The following is an 18,821-nucleotide window of genomic DNA, read 5'->3' as shown; positions in this document are numbered from 1 at the left end:
CGCGCGGCCCGCCGAATCTGTCGGGTGGCCCACTCGCCGCCCACTCCGACGGCACGACGGGCGGCCCGGACATCGTCGTCCGGGCCGCCCGTCCGGTCGTACGGTCAGCCGCCGAGGCTCGCCGCGGCGGAGGCGATCGACGAGGCGAAGTAGCTCACCTGGGTGTAGACGCCCGGGTAGTTGGGTCGGGCGCAGCCGTTGCCCCAGCTGACGATGCCGACCTGGATCCAGGCGTTGCCGGCGTCGCGGCGGAACATCGGGCCGCCCGAGTCACCCTGGCAGGTGTCCGTGCCGCCGCTGGCGTACCCGGCGCAGATCTCCTGGGCGGGGATGAGGTCGCCGCCGTAGTTGGCGTTGCAGGTGGAGTCGCTGACGAACGGCACGTTCGCCTTCAGCAGGTACCGCTGCTGGCCACCGCCCTCCCGCGCGGCGCCCCACCCGGCGACGGTGAAGGTGCCGCTGTCGTACGCGGTCGTGGTGGCGATCGGCAGCGTGCTCAGCCCGGTGACCGGGGTGGCCAGCCGGATCAGCGCCCAGTCGCGGCCGGCGCCGTTGTAGCCGGGGGCCCGGTAGACGTAGTTGGACCGGACGGTGATCCGGCTGGACGACTGGAGGTCGACAGTCCCGAGCGTCGCGGTGATGCTGGTGTTGGTGCCGGTCGAGCCCACGCAGTGTGCCGCGGTGAGCACCAGCCGAGGGCTGTACAGCGCCCCGCCGCAACCCATCGAGAGCCGCACCATGAACGGGAACTCACCCTGGGCGGCGCGGGTGCCGCCGACGACGTTCGGCGTCATGGGGTTGTCGGCCGCCGCGGCCGGTGCGGCGAGGGTGAGGCTGGCCGCGGTCAGCGCGGCCAACGCGGTGGCCAACAGGCCGGTGAGGGTACGCCAGCGAGCCATGCATTCCTCCGCATCAGGATGGCACGCCTCGTGAGCGCACCCGATTCGAGATAGCGGTCAGCATATTGAACGACGTGTATTCGAAGGTCATCCTCTCTGAGTCGTACCACCGAGGCTATGGATCTCGCGGCAGCACGGCGCGGAGCGTCGGCCGTCCGGCGCACGAGCGTTGACGACAGGGCCACCACGGCCCTATAACGGTGCACAAGCAGTGATGGATGTTGATGCGCGCGCCGACCTCGGCGCGTGGCCAGCCCACCGGCATCCGTCGATGACGCCGTCCCATCGTCAACGCTTCCCGATGCCCACCGCCCACGCGCTCCGGGCTTGGCTGCACCGCCCGGGGCGACTCGTCCCCGGAGACGGCATGACACGACACGTCCCCATCCGCCCCGCCCTGCCGCTGCTACTCGTCCTCGCCCTGGTCGCCGGCGTCCTCGCCGCGCCCGCCCCGCCGGCGCAGGCCGCACCGGCCAAGACACCGCCACTGACCACCCCCTGGACCAGCCAGGCCCTGGCCGGCACGCCACTGCCGGAGTATCCGCGGCCACAGATGACCCGACCGGACTGGCTCAATCTCAACGGCGAGTGGCAGCTGCGCCAGTCGGCCACCGACGACGCCCCGCAGTTCGGCACCAACCTGCCCGAGCGGGTCAACGTGCCCTTCCCGGTGGAGAGCGCCCTCTCCGGCATCCAGCGAGCCGCCAACGACAACCGCAACTACCTGTTCTACCGGCGCACCGTCACCATCCCGGCGAACTGGTCGGGCCGGCGGACCCTGCTGCACTTCGGCGCCGTCGACTGGCAGAGCACCGTCTGGGTCAACGGTGTCCGGGTCGGCGCACACACCGGCGGCTACGACGCGTTCACCTTCGACGTGACACCCCAGCTCACCGCCGGGGTGAACGAGATCGTCGTCAAGGTCTGGGATCCGACCGACAGCCGGCAGAACGGCAGTCTGCCCGCCATCGGCAAGCAGACCAAGACACCCAGTGGGATCTTCTACACCCCCAGCTCGGGCATCTGGCAGACGGTGTGGTTGGAACCGGTGCCCGCCGCCTCCATCACCAGCGTGGACGTCCACCCGAATCTCGCCACCAACACCCTGCGGGTCCGGGTCTTCACCCGGGGCGAGGTGAGCGGCCACAGCGTGCTCGCCGAGGCCCTGAACGGAAGCACCGTCGTCGGATCGGCGGCCGGCGGTTTCACCGACTTCAGCGTGCCGGTGCCCAACGCGCGCCGTTGGTCGCCCGACGACCCGTTCCTCTACCAGCTCCGGATCACGCTGCGTAACAGCGGTGGCACCACTGTGGATCGGACGCTGCACTACTTCGGCATGCGGGAGATCACCACCGGCGTGGTCAACGGCGTGCTGCGCCCCAAACTCAACGGCCAGTTCGTGTTCCAGCTCGGCACCCTCGACCAGGGCTTCTGGCCGGACGGGCTGTACACCGCGCCGACCGACGCCGCCCTCGCCTTCGACCTGCAGAAGCACAAGGATCTGGGCTTCAACATGGTGCGCAAGCACATCAAGGTCGAGCCACAGCGCTGGTTCTACCACGCGGACCGGCTCGGCCTGCTGGTCTGGCAGGACATCCCGTCCCTGACCGCACAGGACATCAACCCCACCGACGCCCAGCAGGCGCAGTTCGAGACCGAGGCACGTGAGATCGTCGACGAGCATCGCAGCTCGCCCGCCGTGATCGCGTACACGCCCTACAACGAGGGCTGGGGCGAACGATCCCTCGCCGACACCCGGCGGGTCGCCCAGAACATCAAGAACCAGGATCCGACCCGCCTGGTCAACCCGCACAGCGGGCACAACTGCTGCCAGTCCCTCGGCGACCCCGGCAACGGCGACATCGACGACTGGCACGTCTACCTCGGGCCGGACTCCCCCGTGCCGTCGAGCAGCCGGATCGCCGTGCTCGGCGAGTTCGGCGGCCTGGGTCTGCACACGCCGGGGCACGAGTACAGCCCGAGCGGCGGCTTCTTCGCCTACGAGTGGCAGACCAGCTCTACCGCGCTCACGGACCGCTACGTGGGGTTGGTGCAGGGCAGCCAGAACCTGATGCTGGGCAAGGGGCTGAGCGCCTCGATCTACACGGAGATCACCGACCTGGAGGGGGAGCTGAACGGGTTCGTCACCTACGACCGGCAGGTGGTCAAGATGGACCAGGCACGGGTCCGCACCGCCAACACCGCCCTGATCAACGCGTCGAAGACGATCGGCAGTTCGGCGCCGGTCGCCCTGCCGGTCGACACCCGCCGGTCGTTGCGGGTGACCACGCCCGGCCACACCAACCGTTACCTGCGCCACCGGGACGGCCTTGCCTACACCGACGTGGTCGACGCCGCGAGCCCCAGCCTGCTCAAGGCCGACGCCACGTACACGATCCGGGCCGGCCTGGCCGACGCCGGCTGCTACTCGTTCGAGTCGGTCAACTTTCCCGGGCAGTACCTGCGCCACCAGAACTCCCGGGTCCGCAACTCGCCGGACGACGGCTCGGCGCTCCTGCGTGCCGACGCCACCTGGTGCGCACGCGTCGGGCTGACCGGCACGGGCGTGTCGCTGGAGTCGTACAACTTCCGGGGCAGATACCTGCGGCACCACAACTCGGAGATCTGGCTCAGCAACGGCACCGGCGGCGACGCGTACAACACGCCGACGTTGTGGACCGCCGACAGCACCTGGGCCGTCGCCACCCCGTGGGCGCCCTGACCCCGCACGCGGCCGGGTCGTCACGGTAGGACGTCGCGGGGGGCGCCAGCCCGGGTTGGCGCAACCCGCGACGGGTGGGCGCCGTCGTCGGTACGGCCGCAGCCGCGGGAGCCGGCGGCCGGGCGGCGCGTCACCCGCCGTACCGGAGGTCGTTCTTCCGGTCAGGTGGGAGAGCGGGGAGTCGATTCCGCGGTCGGGCCTGGCCGGTTTCCGCGGCGGCCATCCCCGATCGACTCGTTGTCGGCGACACCGGGACGGGGCCTGGCGGCCGGGCCCGACCGACGGCAAGGACCGAGCCGCAACTTGCACCCGGCCGATCCGGCCCGCTCATTGCAACACGCAATTATGCACACCCATAAATAGATGTCGACCAATCTTGACTTGCGCGGCCACCCAGCGCACCGTAAAGAGCCTGAGGCAGATGCGCGCCATTATCGGCCCAACTGACGTGGATCGCTGAATGGGGGCGCTGCCGGTTTCCGTGCCGCGTTCACCAGGAGGCGTTCCATGCGGCTGAATCCGTTCACCGGGGCCTATCTCACCGATCCGGCAAGCATCTGGCAGCGTATTCTGGACGACCCCGACGGGGTGCACTACGCAGAGGATCTGGGCCTGTGGCTGATCAGCCGACACGCCGATGTCCGCCGCGCCCTCGCCGACGCCACGACGTTCGCCAACGCCCTCACCCTCGCCCCGGTCTACGAGGTTTGCCCGGCGGCGATGAACGTGCTCATGCGGCTCGACGCGCCACCCACCACGGCCGCCGCGGACCCACCGGCGCACCCCCGCACCCGCCGGGCCCTCCGGGCGACCTTCGCGAACACCGCCGAGCGCGTCGAGGCCGAGTACGGGGCGATCGTCCGGCGGCGGGTCGACCAGCTGGTGGCCCGGCTCGCCGCCCGCCAGGGCGACCGGGTCGACCTGGTCCCGGAGCTCACCACCGAGCTTCCCCTGCTGGTGGTCCTGGACATCCTCGGGGTGCCCGACGCCGACATCGCGCGGATCCGGAGCTGGGCGGACGGCCAGATCGCCCTGCTCTGGGGCCACCCGGACGAGGCCGAGCAGGTGCGCCTGGCGCAGGGCCTGCTGGACTTCTGGCACTACTGCGAGGAGCTGGTCCGCCAGCGCGTGGACGGTGGGCACCGGGGCGACGACTTCATCGGCCGCACCCTGGCCTACCGGGACGACGACGACGCGGTGCTGACGGTGTCCGAGGTGGCGAGCCTGGCCTTCAATCTGCTCGTCGCGGGCCACGAAACCACCGCCGGCCTACTCGCGCACGCGCTCGACCAGGCCCTGTCCAGTCCGCGGCACTGGTCGGCGATCGCTGCGGACCCGGGAGCCGTCCCCGCGTTCGTCGCCGAGACGCTCCGGTTCGCGCCCGCCATCGACGGCTGGCTCCGGGTGACCAGCCAAGACGTCACGCTGGGAACGGTGACGATTCCCGCCGGGGCCCGCTGCCTGCTGTTGATCGGCGCGGCGAACCGCGACCCCGCGGTCTTCACCGACCCGCAGAAGTTCCATCCGCACCGGGCGGATGTGGGGAATCACCTGTCATTCGGCCACGGCCCACATTTCTGCATCGGTGCGGCACTGGCGCGACTCGAGGCCGAGATCGCCCTCACCAGGCTCGCCGAATCCATTCCCGGCCTGAAGCTGGCTTCCGAACAACGGCGTTCGTACAAACCCAACGTCGCGTTTCGTTCGCACCACACACTGCTCGCCACCATCGATGTCACCGCGTCCGCCGACGTGCCGGCGACGCAGGCGGGGGCGCCCGCCGAGGCGCGTGTCGCCTGACCGTGGGCGGGCCCGGCCCGCCACCTGCGCACTGACCGGGTACGCGACCGCTCGCGTACCCGGCCCACCGGCGCGACTCGGCGCCGGCCACGGTCCGCGGGCATCTTTCGCAGTGTGCTCGACATCCGGGTCGGCGAACGTCTTCACACCCATCGCATCCTGGGTTAAGAATTGCCCCCTATGAATGTTCAGCTCATTGCCATATCCCGATCTGGCGTCCGCTGCTGATTCCCGTAGCCACGAAGGTGAGCGCATGGAGCACACGTCCCCGTCGAGCTCTGCTCACTCTGCGGCCAGTCAGCGGTTCCGCTGGGAGTTGCGCAACTGCCGCGTCAAACGGGGCCTGACCCAACGAGCCCTGGCGGATCTGGTGCGGTTCAGCCGGGAAACTGTCGCAGCGGTCGAGTCGGGTCGCCGGTTCGGCAGTCACGAGTTCGCGCAGCGCTGCGACGACGTGCTCGACACCGGCGGCCGGCTCGCGGCACTGTGGCCGCAGGTGGCGGCCGAGCAGTTGGCGGCCGACGGCCGCCGTGGCCCTCGCGCCTCGGAGCCGGATCTGCTGGACCGGCCGGTGCCGCGCCAGCGTGCCCGGCGCGACGCGAGCGACCCGGCAGCCGTGGTGGACGCGATCGATGAGCTGCGGGAACTGATCGGTCAGGTGCTCAACGGACCGGCCGACCCGGACGACACCCAGCGCCGGCACCCGCCGGCCGACCCCCGCGACGACAAGCGCTGACCCCACCCACCCCGACCCGTCTCGCGGTGTCATCGGCCGCTGACGTTGGGTACAGATGCTGGTACGAGCAGTTTGTACCACGGCCAGGTCTGGCCTACGAGCGCGGCTTCCGGCCGAATGGGACTTGCATTCGGCAACGTGCGAATAGACCGTCGTCGACGAGTCGTGGGAGTCAATCTTGGCGTCGAGCACCAGGTCCCACGCGGCCAGACCCTACCCGACCCGCCGACGCGGCTGGAAGATAGCCGGGCGGATGCGCCTCATCGTCGCGGCACCACTCGTCGCCGTGATCGGCTTCGCCGGTCTCGCGCTGACCGAGAGCGCACGGCAGACCGCACGTGCCAGCGACCTGCGGATCCTCGCGCAGGTCGGTGCCGAGGCCGGTGATCTGGCCTACCGGCTGCAACGCGAACGGATCGCCGCCGCCGACCTGCTCACCTATCCCGCGCCGGAGCAGCAGGACACCTTCGGCGCGGAGCTGGCCGCCACCGACGACGCCGTCACGCGCTATCGCGCACAGCGGGACCGGCTGTCCGCCGATGCCGACCCCAACCGGGCCCTCCTGCGCCGCATCGACGCGGCCCTGGCCAGCCTCGCCCCGCTGCGCACCCAGGTGCGCACGGCGGCGCACGCCTCGGTGTCGGCGATGACCTTCAGCTACCGGATCGCCATCGCCGACCTGATCAGCCTGCGGGAGAACGTCTCGCACGGCGTGGTCGACGCCCAACTCGCCGACGGCATCCGGGCCTCGGCGGCGCTGTCGAAGACGGCGGAGGCGATCGGTCAGCAGCAGGTCGCCGTGCTGCGCGCGGTCGCGGGCGGCGAGCTGACCCCCGCCACGCAGCAGGACATCACCGCGGCCCGGACCAGCTACACCGAGTCGAGCCTGTCGTTCCTGGCCCTGGCCCCGCCCGAGTGGAGCCTCTGGTGGGAGCAGGCCGGCACCGGCAAGGACGCGCTCGCGCTGCAACGGATGCAGGACGAGGTGTCGCGGGCCCAGCCGGGGTCGCGACTGCAACTGGAGACCGCCGACTGGGTGTCCACCACACAGGCGCGTGCGGCCCGCCTGGCCGACCTGCGCGCGCGGGTCGACGCCGCGGTCCGCGACGACGTCCGGGCCGCGCACGCCGACCAGCGTCGCCGGGCCGTGGCCGAGGCGGCCGGCGTCCTGCTGGCACTGGTGCTCACCGCGCTGGTGACCTGGGCCGTCGCCCGGCAGATCACCCGGCGGCTGCGTCGCCTCCGGGACGCCGCCAACGCCGTGGCATTCGAACAACTGCCCGCCGTGGTGGCCCAGCTCCAGCAGCCGGGCAGCGCCGCCGTCGACCCGGACAGGCTGGCCCGCCAGCAGTCCACCGCCGCCCTCGAACCGTCGAGCGACGACGAGATCGGGGAGCTGGGCCAGGCGTTCAGCGCGGTGCACCAGGCCGCCGTGCGGACCGCCGCCGAGCAGGCCGTCATGCGCGCCAACACCGCCGACATCTTCATCCACCTGAGCCGCCGCGAACAGCGACTCGTCGACGCGGTGCTGGCCCAGGTCGACCTGGTCGAGCGGGACGAGACCGACCCCGACCGCCTGCACCAGCTGTACACGCTGGACAACCTGGCCACCCGGATGGGACGGATCAACGCCAGCCTGCTGGTGCTCGGCGGCGTCGGCGTGGGTCGCGTACGCCAGCGCGACGTCCCCCTGCAACAGGTGCTCCAGGCGGCGCTGTCCCAGATCGAGCACTACGCGCGGATCCGGCTCGGCATGATCGACGGAGACGTGGCGGTGGCGGCGAAGACCGTCGACGAGGTCGTGCACCTGCTCGCCGAACTCATGGACAACGCGACGACGTACGCACCGCCCGGCAGCGAGACCTGGGTGAGCGGTCGAAGCCTGGGTGACCGCGTCATCGTCCAGATCAGCGACGAGGGCATGGGGTTGTCCCCGCAGCGGATGCAGCAGCTCAACGAGATCCTGGCCCACCCGCCGGCCATCGACGTGGCGGCCGTCCGGGCGATGGGGCTGGTCGTCGTAGGGCAGCTCGCGCAGCGGCTGGGCGCCACCGTCCAACTGCGACGGGGTCCCCGACGCGGCACCCTCGCCGAGGCGACGCTGCCGGCGGCGATCATGCGGTCGCTGCCACCGGAGGAGTACCTGCTCGCACCCGGCCGGCTGTCCCGGCGGGCGGCGCGGACGGCCAGCCCACCTCCGCCGTACCAGCGGCGCCCCGAACCCACCGCGGGACGCCCGCCGGCCGAACGGACCCTGCCGGCGGCGCCGGTGTTCCGACCGACTCCCCCACCCCCGGACCGGGGTGACGCGCCCACCGAGGAGCTGCTCATCTTCGAACAGGTCAACCACTGGTTCCAGGCGGATGTCGCCGACCGCGCCGACGACCGGGAGTGGTCCAGCCCCGCCGACGACGCCTGGCGCACCGCCGCCCAGGCACACGCCCCCGAAGTTGCCACGACCACCACCTCCGGCCTGCCCAAACGGGAGCCGCAACGGCATCTCGTGCCCGGCGGCGTGACCGTGCCGCAGCAGCGACAGCGGTCCGAGTACCGCGACCCGGCCCAGGTGGCGTCGGCGATGGCCGCGTACGCGCGGGGTGTGGCGAACCGCAGACGCACCCCGATCAACCTCGGCAACACCTGACGCGACAGGAGACCATGTGAGCGACCAACAGGACCTCGGCTGGCTGTTGGACAACTTCGCCGCGCGCGCGAGCGAGGTCAGCCATGCGATCGCCATCTCCAGTGACGGCCTGATGGTGGCCGCCACCCGCGACCTGCCCCCGGACCGGGCCGACCAGTTGGCCGCCACGGGTAGCGGGCTGGTCAGCCTGCTACGCGGCGCGGCGGCCTTCTTCGACGCCGGCGCGGTGATCTCCAACGTCACGCAGCTCGAGGGCGGGTTCATGTTCTCGATGGCCTTCAACGACGGCGCCTCGCTGCTGGTGCTCGCCGCACCGGAGTGCGACGTCGGCAAGGTCTCCTACGAGATGACCGAGTTGGCCAACCGGATCGGGGACGCCCTGACCCCCGCGGCCCGGGCGGCACTCGCCCGCAGCCGCTGACCGCCCCCGGCGCCCCCACGCCGCAGACCCACTTCCCCTGGAGAAGACATGCCTCACACCACCTTTCGGCGCAGCCATGCCCTGGCCGCCGCCCTGCTCGCGGTCGTCCTGACCGCCAGCACGGCCTGCGGCGACGACGCGCCGGGCACGAGCGCCGGCGGCTCGATAAAGATCGGCCTGCTCGCGTCGCTGTCCGGGACGTACCAGGCGGTCGGTACGGAGATCCGCGACGGCTTCCAGCTCTACCTGGACACCCACGACGGCAAACTCGGCGGCCGCCAGGTCGACCTCGTCATCGCCGACGAGGGCAACGGCGCCCAGACCGCGGTGCCGGCGGCGACCAAGCTGCTCAAGCAGGACCGGGTGGCGGCGCTCACCGGCATCGTCGGTGGCGGCTCGGTCGCCGGGGTCACCCCGCTGCTCGACGAGACCAAGGTGCCGCTGGTCGGCTCGAACGGGCGGCCGGAGCTGAAGGACGTCTCCCGGGTCTGGCACACCTCGTACCTCTCCGACGAGCCCGGTGCCGCGATCGCCCAGCACGTCCGCGACAACGTGCAGGGCTCGGTGTACGCGATCGGCCCGGACTACCAGGGCGGCTGGGACGAGCTGCGCGGGTTCACCGACGCGTTCGGCAAGATCGGCGGGAAACTCGCCAACGCCGACGGCAAGACCACCTTCACCCCGTTCCCCGCCACCACCAACTTCACCCCGTACTTCGCCCGCATCAAGGCCTCCGGCGCGGCGGCCGTCTACACGTTCTACGCTGGCAGCGCCGCCGTGGACTTCGTCAAGCAGTACGCGCAGTCCGAGATCAAGGACGTCCCGTTGTACGCGGCCGGGTTCCTCACCGAGGGCGGCGTGCTCAACGCGCAGGGCGACGCCGCGCGGGACATCTTCTCGGTGCTCAACTACTCCCCCGACCTGGACAACGCGGAGAACCGCGCCTTCGTGGCCGCGTGGAAGGCCAAGCACGACGGCTCACCGACCACCTACGCGCTCGCCTCGTACGACGCGGCGGCGGTGCTGGACCGGGCGATCGGCGCCGCCGGGAGCAACCCGACTTCGGAGGCCATCAACACGGCCATCGGCCAACTCGGCCAGATCGCCAGCCCGCGCGGCACCTGGCAGTTCTCCACCGCCACGCACTCCCCGGTGCAGAAGTGGTACCTGCGGCAGGTCCGCCAGGACGGCCGCGCGCTGTCCAACACCGTCGTGGGTGACCTCGCGACCGTCGGCCGGTGATCGCGGTGGCGGCCGGCGCGAACCGGATCGACCCGTACCTGATCCCGGCGCTGGACGGGGTCGCCTACGGGCTGCTCGTGTTCGTCGCCGCGTCGGGTCTGGTCTTCTGTTTCGGCGTCGCCAACATCCTCAACCTGGCGCACGGCCTGCTCTACGCGATCGGCGGGTACGCTGCCGCGGCGCTGCTCGACGGTGGCTGGGCCAGCCTGGCGTTGGCGTTGGTGGTCGGCGTGCTGGCCGCCACCGCGGCGGGGGTGCTGTTGGCCGGGCTACTCACGCCGGTCGCCACCGGTAACCACCTGAGTCAGGCGCTGTTGACGTTCGGTGTGGCGCTGGCCGGCGGCAGCCTGCTCGTCGCCGGCTTCGGGCCCGACGATCCGCAGGTACGGGTGCCCGCCGTCCTGGAGGGATCGGTGCTGGTCGCCGGTCACCGCTACGCCGCGTACCGATTGGTGTTCATCGTCGTCGCCGCGGTGATCGCCGCCGCCCTCTACCTGACGGTGCGGCGCACCCGGGCCGGGATGCTGGTCCGCGCGGCCGTCGACGACCCGGAGATGGTCGCTTGTCTGGGCGTGAGTCCGGCGCGGATCCGCGCCGGTGTGCTCGCCGCCGCCGGCGCGCTGGCCGGCGCGGCCGGGGTCCTGGGCGCGCCGATCATCGGCCCCGGCACGGACACCGCCGACACCGTCCTGTTGCTGTCCCTGGTGGTCGTCGTCCTCGGCGGTCTCGGGTCGATGGGAGGCACCCTGCTGGCGGCGCTCGCGATCGGCGAGATCCAGACGTTGGGAGTGGCGCTGCTGCCGTCCGCCGCGCCGTTCCTGCTGTTCGCCGCCATGGCGGCGGTGCTCGCGGTGCGGGCCCGTGGCCTGGCCGGCAGGTGGAGGGTGGCATGAGCGGCGAGGTGCTCCGGCGGGCGCGGATCGGCATCGCGGTGCTCGTCCTGGTCGGCCTGGTCGTGGCGCCCTGGGTGGTCGACGACTACAGCACGGCGATCCTCGCCCGGACGTTGGCGCTGGCCCTGGTCGGGGTGAGCGTGGCGCTGCTCACCGGCGTCGCCGGCATGCCCACCCTCGGCCAGACCGCGCCGTACGCGGCGGGCGCCTACGCCTGCGCCGTGGTGGGCAGCCGGATCTCCGACGTCGGGGTCGTGCAGGTCGCCGTCGCGGCGGCCGCCGGGGCGGTGCTGGCCGCGCTCACCGTGCCGCTCGTCGTGCACGCCCGGGGGGTGATCGTCCTGATGATCACCCTGGCCATCGGTGAACTCGCCGTCACCGTCCTCGGCCGGTGGCGGTCGGTGACCGGTGGCACGGACGGGCTGGCCGGCATCGCGGCGGTCCGCCCGTTCTGGGGGCTCCCGCCGCTCGCCAGCGACCAGGCGCGTTACCTGTACGCCCTGGTCGTCGTGGCCACGCTTGTCGGGGCGGTGCTGGTGCTGCTGCGTACCCGGGCCGGGCTGCTGCTGCGCGCCGCCCGGGACGACGAGACGCGGCTGCGGGCCAGCGGTCACCGGGTGCCGCTCTACGTCTCCGGCGCGCACCTGGCCGCCGGGGCGATAGCCGGTGCCGCCGGCTCGCTCCTGGTCGTCGCCCAGCAGTACATCTCCCCCGCCGACTTCGGCTTCGACACGTCCGCACTGCTGCTGCTCGGTGTCGTCATCGGTGGCACCGCCTCGGTCGGTGGCGCCCTGGTGGGCGCGGCGCTTGTCATCGCCGTACGGGACTGGTTGTTCGGGGTGCTGCCCGGCCACGCGCCGCTGGTGCTGGGGGTGCTGTTCGTGGCGACGGTCTACCTGCTGCCCAGCGGCGGCATCCGGGCCCGGGGCCGGTCGCGCCCACCGCGTGCCGCGTCGCGCCAGGCGGAGTCACCACCCACCCGTGACCAGGCCACGATCCCGGAGCTACACCGATGACCTGCCTGCTGAGCGCCGAGGATGTCAGCGTGCGGTACGGATCGCTCGCCGCGCTAGCCGGCGTGGACCTCTGCGTTCACGACGGCCAGCGGCACGCACTGATCGGCCCGAACGGGGCCGGCAAGACGACTTTGCTCAACGTGATCGGCGGGTCCACGAGACCGCAGCGCGGCACCGTGCGTCTCGCCGGACGCGACGTCGGCCGGCTCGGGCCGGCGGCGCGGGCCCGACGGGGCATCAACCGCATACACCAACGACCCGCGGTCTTCGCGACGCTCACCGCGGCGGAGAACGTCGTGGTGGCCGCGCTGCCGCGGGTCATCCCCGAGCGCAGGTGGTGGCCGAGCGGACGCGGGCGCGACGCGCGACACCGGGCCGGCCCACTGCTGGACCAGATGGGCCTCGCCGACGTCGCGGATGTGCCCGCCGGGCACCTCGCACACGGGCAACGACGCCAGTTGGAGATCGCCATGGCCCTTGCCGGTCGCCCCCGCCTGCTGCTCCTGGACGAACCGGCGGCCGGGCTGTCCGCCATCGAGGTCGGCCGCCTGGTCGAGGTGCTCCAGGCGCTGCCCCTGGCGGTCGCCCTGTTACTTGTCGAACATCGACTGGACCTGGTGTACGCCCTCTCCGACACGGTGACCGTGCTGCGCGACGGTCGGACGCTGGCCGCCGGGACGCCGGACGAGATCCGTACCTCGCCGCTGGTGCGGCAGGCCTACGCCGACGGGGTGGCCTGATGTTGTCGGTGGATCGGCTGTGCGCCGGCTACGGCGGAGGGATCGTGCTGCACGAGGTCAGCCTGCGGGTGCGCCCGGGCAGCATCCAGGCCGTGGTGGGTCGCAACGGAGCGGGCAAGAGCACCCTCGTGCACACCATCGCCGGGCTGGTACGAGCCTCCAGCGGTCGCATCGAGATCGGCGGTGTGCACGTGGCCGGTCGGCAACCACATCGCATCGCCCAGTCCGGTGTCGGTCTCGTGCCGCAGGGCCGACGGGTCTTCTCCCGGCTGACCGTGGCCGAGCACCTGCACCTGGCGGCCGCGCCGTGGCGGGCCGCCGCCCCCGGCGGCGAGGGCTGGACGGTGGCCCGCACCCTCGAACTGCTGCCCAGGTTGGCGGCGCGGCTGCGCCACCGCGGCGGCGAACTCTCCGGCGGTGAGCAACAGATGCTGGCGATAGCCCGCGCGCTCCTCGGCCAACCCCGGGTGCTGCTGCTCGACGAACCGTGTGAGGGCCTGTCACCCGACCTGGCGGCGCGGGTCCGCGAACTCGTCAACGGTCTGGCCGCCGACGGCCTGACCGTGCTGCTCGTGGAGCAGCAACTCCAGCACGCGATCGAGATCGCCGACCGGGTGGCGGTGCTGGAGTACGGCCGGGTGGTCTACGACCGGCCGACGGCCGAGGCCCGGGTCGATCCGGCACCACTCGCGGCGGTGTTGAGCGTCGCCGCCGCCCCGGCACCCCCACCCAACCGAGCGGCACCCCGGCTCTGGGCCGACACCCCCTAGCCACCCGACCCCGCGCGAGTCACCCGACCCTTCTTGAGTCACCCGACCCATCTCGAGTCACCCGACCCTTCTCGGAGAGGTAGACACCGATGACAACCGCCACGAGCGATGGCGCGTACACGTTCGACAACGGCGCACCCGACGCCGTTCCGCAGATGCAGGCGCTGGAGTCCTTCCTGGACCCGATCACGACGCGTCGCCTGGCCAGCCCGGTGCTGCGACCGGGCGCGGCCTGCTGGGAGGTCGGGGCGGGTGGCGGCTCGATGGCCCGGCGGATCGCCCGCGCGACCGGCGAGAAGGGCCACGTGCTGGCCACCGACATCGACCCCACGCACCTCACGGCCGACGGCAACCTGCGCGTACGCCGGCACGACGTGCGCACCGAAGCGCCACCCGGGGACGTGTACGACCTGATCCACGCCCGGCTGGTGCTGCTGCACCTCCCCGATCGGCGGCGGGTCCTGCGCACGCTCGCCGGCGCGCTCGCGCCCGGCGGGTGGCTGGTGGTCGAGGAGTTCGACTGCACCGCGCCGCAGCGGGTGCTGACCGCGCCGACCGACGACGCCGCGAAGCTCTTCGCGCAGGTCATGGACGCCATGATGGGTGTCCTGGAGGACCACGGGGCCGACCTGGGCTGGGCGCAGGACGTGCACACCGAGATGGCCCTCGCCGGGCTGACCGACGTGGACACCATCACCCACTCGCAGAGCTGGGCCGGCGGGTCGACCGGGGCGTCGCTCTACGAGACCAACTCCCGCCAGTTGGAGCCGGACCTGCTGGCGGCGGGGCTGTCGCCCCAGCAACTGGACGCCTTCCGCCGGCTGCTGCGCGACCCCGGGTTCGCCGTCATGTCGTACCACTTCGTCTCCACGCGGGGCCGTGATCCGCACCGTCGGTAGCCGAGGGCGTCAACCTTGAGCCGCGATCGAGACCGCCGCACGCACCTATGGCGTGTACGCAAGGCCGAGATGTGCGTTGGGGCCGCCTCGGCGTCATGCCATTTCAGGTTCGTGGGTCAGTGACGGCGCCGAGGAAGAGGATGGCTCCGGTCTGCTGGTCGGAGATGGTGAAGGCGAACGGCCGATCGACGCGAAACACGGTCCGGTTCAGTCGCGCCGAGGTGACCATGGCCCCGCCGGTGACGGCGGCCGCCTCTGTGCCGCGCTCGTCCACCCTGATGTAGGTCTTGTGCACGATCTTCTCCAGCGACGTAGCCAGGGGGGACATCGGTCGGAGATCGGCACTGCCTGGTGTGAACGCTTTGGACATGCCAAGCCGCTGGAGCGGACCGTTCAGTTCGCCCTTCCACCGTAGTTCGAAGCGCGGCAGGGTGAGCTCGTCGATGGTCTGTTCGGTGAGGCTGTCGACGGCGGCGCGCCATTGGCTGGCGTCGAGCGAGCCGAGCAGGTTGGCCAGTGTGTTCCGCTCGTCGGGCAGCAGCACCTCCATGCCGTACCGACCGTGCTTGCCGTAGGGCAGGCGCAGCATGCGGTACCCGTCGCGTTGGGTATAGCCGAACGCCTCGTCGTCGAGGTGCATCGTTGCCACGTCGACCTTCCCGCCGTCGGGAAGCGTGAACGGTTGCGGCCTGGTGTCGGCGCGGTCGAACTTCGTCTTCCACTCACCAAGGAAGTAGACGGCGTTGAGTAGAACGAGGACCGCGTCCGGGTCAGGCAGCCCCAGATCGGCGGCGATGCCACGGATGAGCCCGTTGGTGTTCTTCTTGGCCCAGGCGTCGATCGCGTCGGCCGCATCCGGCGAGCTGAGGTCGGCCTGCTCCACAGTGGCGCCGAAGGTGCGACGCACGAACGTCAGGTAGTCCTCCTCAAACGGCTTGCCTCGATCGGCCCAGAGAGCGTCGGCGACCGAGAGCGTGACCTGGTCGGTATCGGCAAGCGTCCGAAGCAGCGCGCCGACTCTGACGTCGCGCGGGTCATCGAGGTGCAGCGTCTTGGCCATTTCCGTGGCCGTGTCGCCGTCCGTGCCGGCCAGGGCCATCGCCAGCAGCACTGCCACCGACAGCGGCGAGGTGATGGTGTTCTGCTTACCGTCCGCCGCCTCGCCGAACAGATCGAACCCGAAGGCGTTGACCGCCTGACCCACTGCCCGGGCATCGTCGGGATCGAGGTTAGCCACGAGCTTTGCGTCGATGCGCGCTGCGTCGCCCGGCAGCGTCGATTGGCTACAACCCGCCAGCAGGACCGCGCCAGCAAGGAGGACCGCGCTGACCCGGGCGGGCAGGCTCGTGGCTAGTTGGGACATGGACACGTACACACTCCGCTCATCATTTCGTGACTGGTTCGACGCAGGTTGGGTTCCGGCCGGTTCCAGTCCCGGACGCGCGAGCGCCTCCGGGTGGTTGTTCGGGTCATTTGCGGACCCAGAACCTGGACATGCCTGCCATCGAACGCAGTTCGACCATCAGGCCCGGCTCCCTCCCCAGGAGCCCGGCCGGTCCGCGCGTAGGCCAGTGGGGCTCAGCGGGGAATGGTTTCCTGGCCGGCCACGACAATCAGATTCTCGGGGCAGACCGACAGCGGCGCGGTCGCTCCGTCCAGCCATACGAGATAGCCCACCGGCGGACCAGTTGATCCCCACCTGGCACCGATGATCGTGCCTGAGCGCACGTCGTTCGGCTGGGTGAGCAGGCGCACCCGGGTGCCTGACGCATGTCCGTCGTCGGCGACGATGAGCAGCGCGTCGAGGATCTGCCGGGCACCGGTGACGGGCAGCCCCGGCACGTACGGCTCGTCCGCGTATCCCAGACGCGGCGTCATCATCGTGCTCAGCAGCGCGGTCTGCCGGATCGCCTCCTGGCGGATCTGTCCGTCCACGCTGCGTTCGGCCACGGTCAGCGCCTCCTGGATGCCCGACCAAAGCGCCAGCGGCTCCTGGTCGAGCAGCCGGCGGGCCTCGCGGTCGACGTCCGCGCAGGCCGTGTCGAGCGCGGTGTCCTCGCCCAGCTCCGCGATCCAGGCGAGATCCCCCACCGCGGGCAGCAGCCCCGGGGACTCGGCCGCGACCACCACGTACACCATCGCGAGCAGTTCCACTCGGCCCTCGCCGTGGTAGAGCGCGCCCACTCCACTGCCCGTACGCCCACGGCTGGGCGGGAACCGCTCGACGAGGTGCTGCGCGCGACCGTGTGGCAGGATCGCGGCCCGCCGGGTGTCCGACACCCGTGCCTCGAACGACCGCCGCTCACGGCGTTCGACGAGCAGCTGGCGATGCGGGTCGACCCCGATCGGATAGATCGTCCGCCCGTACCTGGCGAGGGTTTCGCCGGGCCGTAGACCCACCGACTCGAGGTGGCGGGCGGCCACCGAGTAGGCGACACCGGTCTGGGCGGCGTGCTCCCGGATGGCGCGCTTGCGGGCACGCCCCGGGCTGGGGGTCCGCCGTGGTTGGTGATCAGACATGACGCCTCCGGTGCAGCCCCACGCACTCCACCGAACGGGCGGCGTGGCCGGCACGCCGGGAGTCGACACAGCGGCGCGGAGTCGGAGACTCTTGGCCCCAAGCATGCGGTCGGGCGTGGGCCACCACATCGGGCGCGGGCAGGCGCTCTGCCACCGCCAGCATATCGCGACTTCGACAATCGGCGCGGCCGTGCGAGCGCCGGCCGGTCTGCGCGGCGGACGTCGAGTCCGCACTGCCGACCGGCCGACGCCAAGCGGTCACCTCGAGACGTGGAAGCGCAGGTGCGTGACGTGTGGTGATTCGATCACCGCGGTGCGTTCCAGTTCGATGTGGTCGGTGCCGAGGGTGTCGAACAGGCGCGTGCCGGCACCGAGGAGCACCGGTACGAGTTGGAGGTGGATCTCGTCCACCAGCCCGGCCTTGACGAATTCTCGTCCGGTGGTGGGTCCACCCATGATGAGGACGTTCCGGTCGCCCGCTGCCTGTCGCGCCTGGCGCAGCGCGCTGTGGAGTCCGTCGTTGACGAAGGTGAAGACGTCGCTCTCCATCCGCAACGGGTCGCGTGACTCGCGAGTGACCACGAAGCACGGCACCGGGAACGGGGTGTCCTGCCACAGGTCCACACCGACATCGAACGTCCGATTGCCGATCACCACGGCGCCGGTCGTGGCATGACGCTCTCGTACCTGCGCGGCGTCGACCCCGGCCGGGGTGACGCCGTCTGCCGCCACACCGCGATCCCCGTCAGCCTGGAACAGCCATTCGTGCAGCCGCTCGCCGCCTCTGCCCATCGGTTGTTCGCGGGTGACGTCAGGGCCGGCGGCGAAGCCGTCCAACGACACGCTCATGCTCAACACCGTGCGGCCCATCGGGCCCTCCTTTGCCCGTAGAGAATCGCCGAACGGAGCGTCACGCTCCGTCCTGCCAGCGGTAGAGGTCGCGCAGCAGGGAAATCTCGGCGCCGTGATGGATCAGCTCCCTGTTGACGTGCAGGACGATGCCCTCCATGGGAAACCGCTCCGGACCCACCGTGGGCGGGTTCTCCAGGTCGACGTCCGAGAGTTCGCGGACCCCCGCGTCCCATCTCCCGTACATCTCGTCGAGCTGTTTCAGCGCCTCGTCAGCGGTCCCCGCGTAGGCGAGAGAGTCGGCCTCCTGGCCGCCGAAGTGCCATTCGACCCGATAGGCCAGGCAGGAGACGATGATGTGCGCCAGCCGCCAGGCAATCGTGGTCACCGGCGCGGGCACCGGGTCAGGGGACGCGGAGTCCATCGTCCATTCCCCCGGACCTGCCGACGTCGGCGCGGGCGACGTGCCACGTGGACGGATGCTCCAGCAGCCACGCACCGGCTCCCAGAAGTACTCCTCATCGGTAAGGTCGTCCAGCCGCGGCCGCAGGTTCTTCTGCCAGTGCCGGTCCAGTTGGTCCGCGATTCGCTCACTTCTTGTCACTTCCGCAACCTACGCCGTAGCGCTCGTGCACGGGAACAGCCGGTCTCGACATTGACCTCACCACGA

At 71.3% G+C, this 18,821-nt stretch carries 16 protein-coding genes; 11 read left to right on the top strand and 5 right to left on the bottom strand.

All coding sequences use genetic code 11. From position 1 onward, the window contains the following. Positions 1–104 precede the first annotated feature (104 nt). Positions 105–899 (bottom strand): serine protease, encoded by a 795-nt coding sequence (locus AB0B57_RS28015; RefSeq protein WP_357076070.1) that lies wholly within the window; start codon positions 897–899, stop codon positions 105–107. A 367-nt stretch (positions 900–1,266) separates the two neighbouring features. Here AB0B57_RS28015 and AB0B57_RS28010 point away from each other — a divergent pair, with 367 nt between their 5' ends. The 11 genes from AB0B57_RS28010 (at position 1,267) to AB0B57_RS27960 (ending at position 14,782) form a co-directional block, all read left to right on the top strand. Next, entirely contained in the window at positions 1,267–3,621 is a 2,355-nt protein-coding gene (locus AB0B57_RS28010) for an AbfB domain-containing protein (protein WP_357076067.1), read from the top strand. Positions 3,622–4,128: 507 nt separating this feature from the next. Beyond that, positions 4,129–5,421, top strand: coding sequence for a cytochrome P450 (locus AB0B57_RS28005; RefSeq protein ID WP_357076064.1), 1,293 nt, complete (start codon positions 4,129–4,131; stop codon positions 5,419–5,421). Between the two features lie 253 nt (positions 5,422–5,674). Next, positions 5,675–6,157, top strand: a complete 483-nt coding sequence (locus AB0B57_RS28000; protein ID WP_357076061.1) for a helix-turn-helix transcriptional regulator — start codon at positions 5,675–5,677, stop codon at positions 6,155–6,157. Positions 6,158–6,410: 253 nt separating this feature from the next. Then, positions 6,411–8,801: a nitrate- and nitrite sensing domain-containing protein gene (locus tag AB0B57_RS27995; RefSeq protein ID WP_357076059.1), complete on the top strand. Its 2,391-nt coding sequence runs from the start codon at positions 6,411–6,413 to the stop codon at positions 8,799–8,801. 16 nt (positions 8,802–8,817) lie between these two features. Next, positions 8,818–9,222: a roadblock/LC7 domain-containing protein gene (locus AB0B57_RS27990; protein ID WP_088989969.1), complete on the top strand. Its 405-nt coding sequence runs from the start codon at positions 8,818–8,820 to the stop codon at positions 9,220–9,222. A 48-nt stretch (positions 9,223–9,270) separates the two neighbouring features. After that, positions 9,271–10,464 carry an ABC transporter substrate-binding protein gene (locus AB0B57_RS27985; RefSeq protein WP_357076055.1) on the top strand — a complete coding sequence of 398 codons (1,194 nt, stop codon included), beginning with the start codon at positions 9,271–9,273 and terminating at the stop codon, positions 10,462–10,464. Next, on the top strand, positions 10,461–11,357 hold the full coding sequence (locus AB0B57_RS27980) for a branched-chain amino acid ABC transporter permease (protein WP_357076053.1): 897 nt from the start codon (positions 10,461–10,463) through the stop codon (positions 11,355–11,357). Before AB0B57_RS27985 ends, AB0B57_RS27980 begins: the two co-directional genes overlap by 4 nt. Continuing rightward, positions 11,354–12,373: a branched-chain amino acid ABC transporter permease gene (locus AB0B57_RS27975; RefSeq protein WP_357076050.1), complete on the top strand. Its 1,020-nt coding sequence runs from the start codon at positions 11,354–11,356 to the stop codon at positions 12,371–12,373. Before AB0B57_RS27980 ends, AB0B57_RS27975 begins: the two co-directional genes overlap by 4 nt. After that, positions 12,370–13,113, top strand: coding sequence for an ATP-binding cassette domain-containing protein (locus tag AB0B57_RS27970; protein WP_357076047.1), 744 nt, complete (start codon positions 12,370–12,372; stop codon positions 13,111–13,113). The genes AB0B57_RS27975 and AB0B57_RS27970 overlap by 4 nt, the downstream gene beginning before the upstream one ends. Beyond that, entirely contained in the window at positions 13,113–13,883 is a 771-nt protein-coding gene (locus tag AB0B57_RS27965; RefSeq protein ID WP_357076044.1) for an ABC transporter ATP-binding protein, read from the top strand. The genes AB0B57_RS27970 and AB0B57_RS27965 overlap by 1 nt, the downstream gene beginning before the upstream one ends. An 89-nt stretch (positions 13,884–13,972) precedes the next feature. Further along, positions 13,973–14,782: a methyltransferase domain-containing protein gene (locus AB0B57_RS27960; RefSeq protein WP_357076041.1), complete on the top strand. Its 810-nt coding sequence runs from the start codon at positions 13,973–13,975 to the stop codon at positions 14,780–14,782. Between the two features lie 103 nt (positions 14,783–14,885). On the opposite strand, the gene AB0B57_RS27955 is transcribed toward AB0B57_RS27960, so the two are convergent. The 4 genes from AB0B57_RS27955 to AB0B57_RS27940 all read right to left on the bottom strand — a co-directional run bounded on the left by AB0B57_RS27955 (position 14,886) and on the right by AB0B57_RS27940 (position 18,755). Then, positions 14,886–16,145: a serpin family protein gene (locus AB0B57_RS27955; RefSeq protein WP_357076292.1), complete on the bottom strand. Its 1,260-nt coding sequence runs from the start codon at positions 16,143–16,145 to the stop codon at positions 14,886–14,888. A 215-nt stretch (positions 16,146–16,360) separates the two neighbouring features. Beyond that, positions 16,361–17,302 carry a hypothetical protein gene (locus AB0B57_RS27950; RefSeq protein WP_357076038.1) on the bottom strand — a complete coding sequence of 314 codons (942 nt, stop codon included), beginning with the start codon at positions 17,300–17,302 and terminating at the stop codon, positions 16,361–16,363. A 258-nt stretch (positions 17,303–17,560) separates the two neighbouring features. Beyond that, positions 17,561–18,172 carry a dihydrofolate reductase family protein gene (locus tag AB0B57_RS27945; protein ID WP_357076035.1) on the bottom strand — a complete coding sequence of 204 codons (612 nt, stop codon included), beginning with the start codon at positions 18,170–18,172 and terminating at the stop codon, positions 17,561–17,563. A gap of 40 nt (positions 18,173–18,212) precedes the next feature. Next, complete coding sequence (locus tag AB0B57_RS27940; RefSeq protein WP_357076033.1) at positions 18,213–18,755, bottom strand: DinB family protein; 543 nt, start codon at positions 18,753–18,755, stop codon at positions 18,213–18,215. Between the last annotated feature and the right edge of the window lie 66 nt (positions 18,756–18,821).

Source organism: Micromonospora sp. NPDC049101 (genome assembly GCF_040648675.1).
Lineage (GTDB): Bacteria > Actinomycetota > Actinomycetes > Mycobacteriales > Micromonosporaceae > Micromonospora.
Note: the sequence above shows the minus strand (reverse complement) of the source record. Positions and strands in the feature narration are given on the sequence as shown.

Coding starts and splice junctions, on each gene's coding strand:
- AB0B57_RS28010 (WP_357076067.1), top strand. CDS start 1,267: ATGACACGACACGTCCCCATCCGCCCCGCCCTGCCGCTGCTACTCGTC.
- AB0B57_RS27995 (WP_357076059.1), top strand. CDS start 6,411: ATGCGCCTCATCGTCGCGGCACCACTCGTCGCCGTGATCGGCTTCGCC.
- AB0B57_RS27985 (WP_357076055.1), top strand. CDS start 9,271: ATGCCTCACACCACCTTTCGGCGCAGCCATGCCCTGGCCGCCGCCCTG.
- AB0B57_RS27975 (WP_357076050.1), top strand. CDS start 11,354: ATGAGCGGCGAGGTGCTCCGGCGGGCGCGGATCGGCATCGCGGTGCTC.
- AB0B57_RS27945 (WP_357076035.1), bottom strand. CDS start 18,172: ATGGGCCGCACGGTGTTGAGCATGAGCGTGTCGTTGGACGGCTTCGCC.
- AB0B57_RS27970 (WP_357076047.1), top strand. CDS start 12,370: ATGACCTGCCTGCTGAGCGCCGAGGATGTCAGCGTGCGGTACGGATCG.
- AB0B57_RS27950 (WP_357076038.1), bottom strand. CDS start 17,302: ATGTCTGATCACCAACCACGGCGGACCCCCAGCCCGGGGCGTGCCCGC.
- AB0B57_RS27965 (WP_357076044.1), top strand. CDS start 13,113: ATGTTGTCGGTGGATCGGCTGTGCGCCGGCTACGGCGGAGGGATCGTG.
- AB0B57_RS28000 (WP_357076061.1), top strand. CDS start 5,675: ATGGAGCACACGTCCCCGTCGAGCTCTGCTCACTCTGCGGCCAGTCAG.
- AB0B57_RS28005 (WP_357076064.1), top strand. CDS start 4,129: ATGCGGCTGAATCCGTTCACCGGGGCCTATCTCACCGATCCGGCAAGC.
- AB0B57_RS28015 (WP_357076070.1), bottom strand. CDS start 899: ATGGCTCGCTGGCGTACCCTCACCGGCCTGTTGGCCACCGCGTTGGCC.
- AB0B57_RS27955 (WP_357076292.1), bottom strand. CDS start 16,145: ATGTCCCAACTAGCCACGAGCCTGCCCGCCCGGGTCAGCGCGGTCCTC.
- AB0B57_RS27960 (WP_357076041.1), top strand. CDS start 13,973: ATGACAACCGCCACGAGCGATGGCGCGTACACGTTCGACAACGGCGCA.